We start from the raw sequence: 8,526 nt of genomic DNA, 5'->3' as shown, positions 1-8,526 counted from the left end.
CAGGGGCGCGGCGATGAAGAAGGCGATGATGGCGAAATCCACCACGATCACGCCCAGGCGGAAGCGCACCGCCGCGCGGGACGACCCGTGGTACAGCGCCCTCAGGCGCGCCCTCAGCCGCCAACCCGTGTGGGTGTGCTCCTGACCCTGGGCTTTCATGGAAAAACTGTCCTTCGTCGCGTGCTCTGACGCCGAGCCGGAATTGCCCTATATGCGGAGACCATGACGCACCCCTTCGTCAAGATGAACGGCGCAGGAAACGACTTCATCGTGATCAACGCGATGGAGCGCCCCTTCGCGCCGACGAGCGAACAGGCCCGCGCCCTGGCCGATCGCGAGACCGGCCCGGCGGGCGGCTGCGACCAGCTGATCGTGATCGAGCCTTCGCAAACCGGCGACGCCTTCATGCGGGTCTGGAACGCCGACGGCGGCGTGGTCGAGACCTGCGGCAACGCCCTGCGCTGCGTCGGCTGGCTGCTGACCCTGGCGGGCGGTCGCGACCGGGTGGTGATCGACACCCTCGGCGGGCCGACCACCGCCGCGCGCGCCGGCGAGCTTCGCGTCGCCGTGGACATGGGCCCGCCGCGCCTGGCCTGGGACCAGATCCCGCTGGCCGAGGAGATGGACACCCGCGGCATCGAGCTTCAGGTGGGGCCGGCGGACGCACCCGTGCTGCACACCCCCGGCGCCGTCAGCATGGGCAATCCCCATGTGGTGTTCTTCATCGACCATGTTCCCGACGACGCCTTCGCCCGCGCGACCGGCTCCCTGATCGAGCATCATCCGCTGTTTCCCGAGGGTGTGAACGTGGGCTTCGCCCATGTGGAGGCGCGGGATCGCATCCGCCTCAGGGTCTGGGAGCGGGGCGCGGGCCTGACGAAAGCCTGCGGCACCGGCGCCTGCGCCGCCCTGGTGGCCTGCGCCCGGCGGGGCCTGACCGACCGGGCGGCGACGGTGATCGTGGACGGCGGCGAACTGGCTATCGACTGGCGCGAGAGCGACGACCACGTGCTGATGACCGGCCCGGTTCAGGTGGAGACCACCGGGACCCTGCCCTGAACGCACGTCGCGACGGCCGCAGGGCGAAACTCCAGCCTGTTCAGGTTGTGGGAAGCGCGGCCGGGTTCTAGGGTCGCGCCTTCCTTTGCCGCACCCGCGCGCCCTGTAGCGACCCCATGCCCGAAAACACCGAAAAGCAGACCTTCACCGACCAGGAAGCCCTGGATTTCCACAGCGAGCCGACGCCGGGCAAGATCTCCATGGCGCCGACCAAGCCCATGGCGACCCAGCGCGACCTGTCACTGGCCTATTCGCCGGGGGTCGCCGTGCCGGTGCGCGCCATCGCCGAGGATCCGGACAAGGCCTACGACTACACCGCCAAGGGCAATCTGGTGGCGGTCATCTCCAACGGCACGGCCATCCTGGGCCTGGGGGATCTGGGCGCCATGGCCTCCAAGCCGGTGATGGAAGGCAAGGCGGTGCTGTTCAAGCGCTTCGCCGACGTGGACTCCTTTGACGTGGAGGTGAAAACCACCGACCCGGACGAGTTCATCACCGTGGTCAAGAACATCGGCGACACCTGGGGCGGCATCAATCTGGAGGACATCAAGTCCCCCGAATGCTTCGAGATCGAGACCCAGCTTCAGGACCTGCTGGACATCCCGGTCTTCCACGACGACCAGCACGGCACGGCCATCATCTCCACCGCCGGCCTGATCAACGCCTGCCACGTGGCGGGCAAGAAGCTGGAAGACATCAAGGTGGTCCTCGCCGGCGCCGGCGCCGCGGGCCTGTCGTCCATCGCCCTGATGAAGGCTGCGGGCGTCAAGCACGAGAACACCGTCATCGTGGACCGTGACGGCGTGGTCTATCGCGGCCGCGACAACGTCGACCAGTGGAAGGCCGCCCACGCCACCGACACCCCGCACCGCACGCTTGCGGAGGCCATGGTCGGCGCCGACGTGGTCATCGGCCTGGCCGCCAAGGGCGCCATCACGAAGGAGATGGTCGCCTCCATGGCGCCGCGCCCCATCATCTTCGCCATGGCCAATCCCGACCCGGAGATCACCCCCGAGGACGTGCGCAGCGTCCGCGATGACGCCATCATCGCCACCGGCCGGTCGGACTATCCCAACCAGGTCAACAATGTGCTGGGCTTCCCCTACATCTTCCGCGGCGCCCTGGACGTGCGCGCCCGGCAGGTGAACCACGAGATGAAGGTGGCCTGCGCCCAGGCCCTGGCCGCCCTGGCGCGCGAGGACGTGCCGGATGAGGTGGCCGTGGCCTATCGCGGCCGCAAGCTGAAGTTCGGCCCGGACTACATCATCCCCACGCCCTTCGATCCGCGCCTGATCTGGTACATCCCGCCCTTCGTGGCCCAGGCGGCCATGGACACCGGCGTGGCGCGCAGGCCCATCGAGGACATGGACGCCTATCGCGCCACCCTGCGCCAGCGCCTCGATCCGTCCGCCGCCCTGATGCAGAAGATCTCGTCGGCCGTGCGCGGCGCGCCCAACAAGCGGGTGGTGTTCGCCGAGGGCGAGGAGACCTCGGTCATCCGCGCCGCCTGGGCCTTCAAGCAGCAGGAGCTGGGCACCCCCATCCTGGTGGGCCGCGAGGAGCTGGTGCGCCAGAACGCGACCGAGGCCGGTCTGGTGTTCGAGGATCTGGGCATCGAGATCATCAACGCCCGCGTCTCGCCCAACAATGTGGCCTACACCGAGGCCCTGTATCAGCGGCTGTGGCGGCGCGGCTATCTGCGCCGCGACGTGCAGCGGATGATCAATCAGGACCGCAACTATTTCGGCGCGGCCATGCTGGCCCACGGCGACGCCGACGCCATGGTCACCGGCGTGACCCGCAATTTCAACATGGCGCTGAAGGAGGTCAGCCGGGTTCTGGACGTGAAGAGCACCCTGATCGGCCTGTCGGTGGTCATGGCGCGGGGCCGCACCCTGTTCGTGGCCGACACCTCGATCCACGAACTGCCCGACGCCCAGGAGCTGGCCGACATCGCCATCCAGGCCGCGGCCTCGGTCCGCAAGCTGGGCCGCACGCCCCGGGTGGCCTTCCTGTCCTATTCCAGCTTCGGCAACCCGCCGGGGGACCGGGGCGAGAAGGTGCGCGAGGCCATCCGCATCCTGGATCAGCGCGGCGTGGACTTCGAATACGAGGGCGAGATGCCGCCAGAGCTGGCCCTGACGCCGGAGGCGCGCGGTTCCCACCCCTTCATGCGTCTGTCCCGCGAGGCCAATGTGCTGGTCATGCCGGCGATCCATTCGGCCGTCATCTCGACCCAGATGATCGAGGCGCTCGGTGGCGCCACCCTGATCGGGCCGCTGCTGATCGGACTGGAGAAGTCGGTCCAGATCGTGCCCCTCGGCTCGTCCGTCAGCCAGATACTCAACGCCGCCACCTTCGCCGCCTACGAGGAAGGCATCGCCGAGGAGGGGTGACCCTTCATGCCGCCCATCCCGGCGAAAACCGGGATGGGCGCCGGCGTCAGGCTTCGCCCTTGCCGCGCGCCTCGATGTCGGGCTGGCGCTTCGCCACGATGAAGGCCAGGGCCACGGCGAACACGCCAATCACCACCGAATAGAGGAAGAAGGTCACATAACCCGCGCCCAGCGACGGGGCGCTGACCCCCGCGGTCGCCGCACCCTCGGCCAGCGAGCCGTCCGGCAGACCCCCGAACCAGCCGCGCAGGGCGCTGTTGAAGCCGCCCGCCTCGGCCGCCCGGGCGCTGTCCTCGACGATCCGGCCGGACTGGGACGCCACGATCTTGCCGATGATGGCGTAGAGCGAACTGAACAGGGCGTACTGGGTGGCTGTGAAGCCCGCGCTGGTCAGGCTGGACATGTAGACGATCAACGCCGTGCCCGCGACGCCGGTGGCGAAATTGTCGATGGTGATCGCGCCGTACAGGACCAGCATGTCGGGCCCTGACACCGCCAGCCAGATGAACACCAGATTCGACACGGGGCTGGCGAAGACCCCGATCACCATGGTCTTCAGGATGCCGAAGCGCGACACGCACCAGGCGCCGAAACCGATGCCCAGCACCGAGGCGACCACCCCGTAGACCTTTCGCACCTCGGCGATCTCGCTGAGGCTGAAGCCCAGGTCGATGTAGAACGGGTTCATCAGGTTCAGGACGAAGTCCGACAGCCGGTACAGGCAGATCAGCGCCAGGATCAGCCCGCCGAACCCCCAGCCGAAGCGCGAGAAGAAGTCGCCCAGCGGCTGACCATAGGACCGCGCCAGATAGGCCCCGGGCCGGGTTTGGGTTCCCGGAACGGGCACGCAGGCCAGGGCAATCAGGCCGAGGCCCGCGATGACGCCGCCGAACTGCAGGAAGATGCCGTTGGGGCGGGCCTCCCAGGCGGTCTTGAAGGCTTCGGCGCCCGCGTCGGTGGCGCCCAGCAGGTTGACGAATCCGGCCAGAAGCGTGGCGTTGGCCGCCAGGCCAGAGCCGGCGATCAGGGCGCCCAGCAGGATCAGCCCCAGCCGTCCCGCCCATTCCACGCCCTCAAGCCAGGGACGCTTCGGCAGGCCGTCCTCGGGCGCCAGGGCGATGCGCACCTCGCCGCCGCGCGGCGCTAGCAGCACGGCGCCCACGCCGACGAACATGCAGCCGGCCATGACTGCATAGCTGAGGTTCCAGCTGAACGCCTCGGCCAGGAACAGCGGCAGCGCCCCGGCCACGATCATGGCGATGCGGTAGCCCCACTGATAGGCGGCGGCCATGACGCCAAAGCGGCTCTTGTCCACAGTCTCGATGCGCCAGGCGTCGATGGCGATGTCCTGGGTGGCGCCCGCGAAACCCACCAGCACCGCCAGCAGGGCCACGCGGGTCAGGTTCATTTCCGGGTTCGACCCGGCGATGAACCACAGGCCCAGGATGATGATGATCTGCATCAGCACCATCCACGAGCGACGCTGGCCCAGCAAAGGCTCCAGCACCGGAATCTTGATCCGGTCCACCACCGGCGCCCAGACGAACTTCAGCGCGTACGACAGGGTCGCCAGGGCGAAGACGGTGATGGTCTGGAGCGACAGGCCGGATTGGCGCAACCACGCCGACAGGGTGTCGAAGATCAGGAAGAACGGCAGGCCCGCCGCCATGCCCAGCAGCAGCATGACGAAGACGCGCCGCTCCTTCAGGGTCTTGATGAACTCCCAGGTGGTCAGGCGGCGTTCGGCGGCGTCTTCGGCCATGTGGGCGTCCCTTTGCAGGGACGCCGTCAGGTGCCCCGATTCAGCAGGCGACCTTGGCGCGGACTTCGCCGCTCGTCCAGCGGGCAAGCGCGGCGCGCAGGGCCTCGGTGTCGATGGGCTTGGTCAGGTGGTCGTCCATGCCCGCCTCCAGACAGGCCTTGCGGTCCTCCACGAAGGCGTTGGCGGTCAGGGCCACGATGGGGGTGCGGTCGCCCCGGGCGCGGATGGCGCGAGCGGCGTCGAGGCCGTCCATGCCGGGCATGCGCATGTCCATCAGCACCAGATCATAGCGGGCGCGGGTGAGGGCCTGGACCGCCTCGTCGCCCGAGCCGGCCGTCTCCACCACGCAGCCCTCGCGGCGCAGCAGGGTCTTGGCCAGCAGCGCATTGACCGGATTGTCCTCGGCCAGCAGCACGCGCAGTCCGGCGAAGCGCACCGGCGTGACCCGGTCGTCCTCGCGCTGGGGCGGGGGCGGCCCGCCGATGGGGGCGTCCGCCTTGCCCACCGCCGCCAGCACCCGCTCGGCCAGCGACGCGCGGCGCAGGGGCTTGATCAGATAGCCGTGGAAGCCCTGTGACCGATAGCGCGCGATCAGCTCTCGCTCCTCGGCCTTGAGCAGGACGATGCACCGCCCGCCCGTGGGGCAGGCGGCCATGGCGCCGGCCGCGGCCTCGGCGTGGTCCACCAGGGTGACGACGGCGCCGGCCTTCACGGTCCCGCCGCAGGCCTCGACCTGCTGTCGCGCGGCCTCGGCCACCAGGGGATCGGGCGATTTCACCGCCACGGCGATGCCCTTCAGGGGCGTGGCCCGGCCGTCGGCGGCGCCGGGAGCGGCCGGGAAGGCGGCCTCGAAACGGAACCGCGCGCCGCCGCCGGGGCGGTCGGTCACACAGACCTTGCCGTCCATGGCCTCGGCCAGTTTCCTGACCACCGCCAGACCCAGACCCGCGCCGTCGAAGCGGGCGGCGTCCGAGGCGTCCACATGGCCGAATTCCTCGAAGATGCGCTCGCGCGCCTCGGGCGGCACGCCGGGGCCGGTGTCGTCGATGATGAAGGCCAGCTTCGGCCGGCTGTCGCGACCGCCCGCGCGCTCGATGGCGATGCGGACGCCGCCGGTCCCGGTGAACTTCACCGCGTTTCCGGCCAGGTTGAACAGGATCTGGCGCAGGCGGCCCTCGTCGGCCAGCACGTCGGGCGCGTCGGGCGCCACGGTCCAGACCAGCGACAGGCCCTTGTCGTGGGCGCGCGGGCTGAGCAGCTCGGCCACGCCCTGGACCAGCGCCTCCAGCTTCACCGGTTCGGACTCCAGCTCCAGATGGCCCGCGTCGACCCGGGCGTAATCCAGCAGGTCGTTGACCAGCCCCAGCAGGTGCTCGGCCGAGTCCCGCGCCGCGCTCACATAGGCGCGCTGGGCGCCGTCCATACGGGTGCGGGCCAGCAGGCCCAGCATGCCGATGACGCCGTTCAGGGGCGTGCGCATCTCGTGGCTCATCAGCCGCAGCAACCGCTCCGCCGCCTGGGCGTCGGGGGCCCCGGCGGCGGCCGGGTTGGTCACAGGCGCCTTTTGCGCCGTCTCGGTCTTCACGGTCTTTCGCCGCACACTCATCACGCACCCTCCACCGAAGGGGCAGCATGCACGACAACGGTTAAGGGCCGCCGAATCACCCGGCAGGGGTCAGGCGGGGCTCACCAGGTCGGCGTCGTCCCGGCCGCGACCGGCGCCGCGCCCACCTCCTGCGGACCGACGGTGGTGCGGCGATAGACCAGGGCCTCTGCGATGTGGCGGCGCAGGACGGGGGTGGAGCCCTCCAGATCGGCGATGGTCCGGGCCAGTCGCAGGGTGCGGGTCCAGCCCCGGGCGGTCAGGCCGCCCGCCTCCGCCGCCCGCATCAGCAGGGCCCGGCCCGGCGCATCGAGCGCCCCGATCGTGTCCAGGGTGTCGCCGGAGGCCCGGGCGTTGATCCCCTGATCCGGGTCCAGGCCATGCTCGCGGGCGCGGTCGGCCTGGGCCTGCCGGGCCACGGCCACCCGTGCGGCGGCTTCGGCCGTGCCCTCGGCGGGCGGGGGCAGGGCCATGTCGGCGGCGGTGACGGGCGGGGTCTCCACCGTCAGGTCGATGCGGTCGAACAGGGGGCCGGAGATGCGGTTCTGATAGTCCCTCTGGCAGCGCGGGGCCTTGCCGCAGGCGCCCTTGCCCGGCCCGCCCACGCCGCAGCGGCAGGGGTTCATGGCCGCGATCAGCTGGAACCGCGCCGGATAGCGCACATGGGCGTTGGCCCGCGCCACCACGATCTCGCCCGTCTCCAGCGGCTGACGCAGGGAATCCAGCGCTTGGGGCGAGTACTCGGGCAGTTCATCCAGAAACAGCACGCCGTTGTGCGCCAGCGACGCCTCGCCCGGCTTCGCCCGGTGCCCGCCGCCGGTCAGGGCCGCCATGCTGGCGGAGTGGTGGGGCGATCGAAAGGGCCGGTCCCGGGTCAGGCCGCCGCGCTCGATCAGCCCGGCCACGGACCAGACCATGGAGGTCTCCAGCAGCTCCTGCGGCGTCAGGGGCGGCAGCAGGCCCGGCAGGCGCTGGGCCATCATGGATTTGCCCGATCCGGGCGGGCCCACGAACAGCAGATTGTGGCCCCCGGCGGCGGCCACCTCCAGCGCCCGCTTGGCGCTTTCCTGACCCTTGACCTCGCGCAGGTCGGGCCCGCCCGCCGCCGCCTTGACCGGCCCCGGCTCGGGCGCGCGCAGCACCTGCACCCCCTTGAAGTGGTTGATGACCCCGATCAGCGACCGGGGCGCCAGCACCGACACCTCGCCGGCCCATGCGGCTTCGGGCCCGTTGGCCTCGGGGCAGATCAGGCCCAGCCCCATGGCGGCGGCGGCCACCGCGGCGGGCAGGGTTCCGCCCACCGGGGCGATGCGCCCGTCCAGCCCCAGCTCCCCCAGCGCCGCCCAGTCCGACAGGGCGTCCGGCGCGATCACCCCCATGGAGGCCAGCAGGGCCAGGGCGATGGGCAGGTCGAAATGGCTGCCCTCCTTGGGCAGGTCGGCGGGGGCGAGATTGGCGATGATCCGTTTCGGCGGCATGGCCAGGCCGATGCCCGCAAAGGCCCCGCGCACCCGCTCCCGGCTTTCGGCCACCGCCTTGTCCGGCAGGCCGACGATATTGAAGAACCCCTGATCCCCGGACAGCTGCTGGACCTGCACGTCCACCCGCCGGGCGTCCACCCCGTCGAACGCCACCGTCACCACGCTGGCCAGCATGCCCGAGCCCTCCGTTCCCGCATGAGAACGAAGCATGAACAATCAGGATTT

At 70.5% G+C, this 8,526-nt stretch carries 5 protein-coding genes; 2 read left to right on the top strand and 3 right to left on the bottom strand.

The genetic code is table 11. The features are described 5' to 3' along the window. Nucleotides 1-222 precede the first annotated feature (222 nt). Nucleotides 223-1,059, top strand: a complete 837-nt coding sequence (gene dapF, locus C0461_RS11800; RefSeq protein WP_292107156.1) for a diaminopimelate epimerase — start codon at nucleotides 223-225, stop codon at nucleotides 1,057-1,059. A gap of 116 nt (nucleotides 1,060-1,175) precedes the next feature. Beyond that, nucleotides 1,176-3,455 carry an NADP-dependent malic enzyme gene (locus C0461_RS11795; RefSeq protein ID WP_292107154.1) on the top strand — a complete coding sequence of 760 codons (2,280 nt, stop codon included), beginning with the start codon at nucleotides 1,176-1,178 and terminating at the stop codon, nucleotides 3,453-3,455. Nucleotides 3,456-3,501: 46 nt separating this feature from the next. Here C0461_RS11795 and C0461_RS11790 read toward each other — a convergent pair whose 3' ends face one another. The 3 genes from C0461_RS11790 to C0461_RS11780 form a co-directional block, all read right to left on the bottom strand. After that, on the bottom strand, nucleotides 3,502-5,217 hold the full coding sequence (locus C0461_RS11790; protein ID WP_292107152.1) for an MFS transporter: 1,716 nt from the start codon (nucleotides 5,215-5,217) through the stop codon (nucleotides 3,502-3,504). Nucleotides 5,218-5,257: 40 nt separating this feature from the next. Next, complete coding sequence (locus tag C0461_RS11785) at nucleotides 5,258-6,823, bottom strand: response regulator (RefSeq protein ID WP_292107150.1); 1,566 nt, start codon at nucleotides 6,821-6,823, stop codon at nucleotides 5,258-5,260. An 80-nt stretch (nucleotides 6,824-6,903) separates the two neighbouring features. Further along, entirely contained in the window at nucleotides 6,904-8,475 is a 1,572-nt protein-coding gene (locus C0461_RS11780) for a YifB family Mg chelatase-like AAA ATPase (RefSeq protein ID WP_292107162.1), read from the bottom strand. Nucleotides 8,476-8,526 lie beyond the last annotated feature (51 nt).

It is taken from the genome of Brevundimonas sp., assembly GCF_013823285.1.
Lineage (GTDB): Bacteria > Pseudomonadota > Alphaproteobacteria > Caulobacterales > Caulobacteraceae > Brevundimonas.
This window is presented reverse-complemented; position numbering and strand designations above follow the sequence as displayed.